The following is a 221-nucleotide window of genomic DNA, read 5'->3' on the forward strand; positions in this document are numbered from 1 at the left end:
ATTATGACTACATTATTCTTTTTCAGAATATTGTACATCACTATTTCATTCTCCCGTTTCTGATGATTGTGATAGAATAAAAGCTCTGCCTGTTCTTCCTCAAACAGTTCCAATGGTATCATGGTAAAGCGTTTGCTGGCTATCATGATGTTCACCCGTTTGTAGGAGTAGCTTAAAAAGTCCGATTCGTGGAAAACGTTTTTAAGATTGGCTGTCAGAGA

The 221-nt window shown here is 37.1% G+C and carries 1 protein-coding gene; it reads right to left on the reverse strand.

Annotated elements, in window-relative coordinates; translation table 11 throughout:
* On the reverse strand, positions 1-221 hold a 221-nt coding region (locus tag CI070_RS14360), incomplete at both ends, for a DUF3822 family protein (protein ID WP_143245527.1).

The sequence above is a fragment of the Akkermansia muciniphila genome (assembly GCF_900184965.1).
Taxonomy (GTDB): domain Bacteria; phylum Verrucomicrobiota; class Verrucomicrobiia; order Verrucomicrobiales; family Akkermansiaceae; genus Akkermansia; species Akkermansia muciniphila_A.